Annotated in this window: 1 protein-coding gene; it reads left to right on the plus strand. The window is 36.7% G+C overall.

Going from position 1 to position 420, the window contains the following annotated elements; genetic code table 11:
* On the plus strand, positions 1 to 411 hold a 411-nt coding region (locus SOP95_RS31775; protein ID WP_323609553.1), incomplete at its 5' end, for a Kiwa anti-phage protein KwaB-like domain-containing protein.
* Between the last annotated feature and the right edge of the window lie 9 nt (positions 412 to 420).

Here is a 420-nt window from a genome sequence, read left to right on the forward strand (position 1 = left end):
TTCTACATATTTGGAAAAGGAGCTTTTGAAAAGATTGTCAGTCTTGAAGATGAGTTTGTAGAAAATGCTAATACGGTGGTCGCAGAAATGACCCAGCAAAATATTCTAGAAGGAATTGAGCTGCTGCAAGAAGAAATAAGCGCTAAACCATCCTTGATGAGGATGGTTGCGAACATTGCGCGTAAACAGAATCATACGGGCATTGGGCAGTTAGAAATTGAGAATATGAAGAATGTCTTACATTCTTTTGAAAAGAAAGATTTGAAATTTACCGCAGATGGTAAGATTCTTATCGAAAATAAGGAAGATGTTGAGGATTTCCTAAAGTTACTTAATGACTATCACAAAAAAGGAATGGTCAGTGGGAAGTTTTATGGGTCTAGTAGTGGTCATGTGATAACTGCCCATTAATTACACTGT

Source organism: Pseudomonas sp. YuFO8 (assembly GCF_035065025.1).
In the GTDB taxonomy this organism is placed as follows: domain Bacteria; phylum Pseudomonadota; class Gammaproteobacteria; order Pseudomonadales; family Pseudomonadaceae; genus Aquipseudomonas; species Aquipseudomonas putida_AE.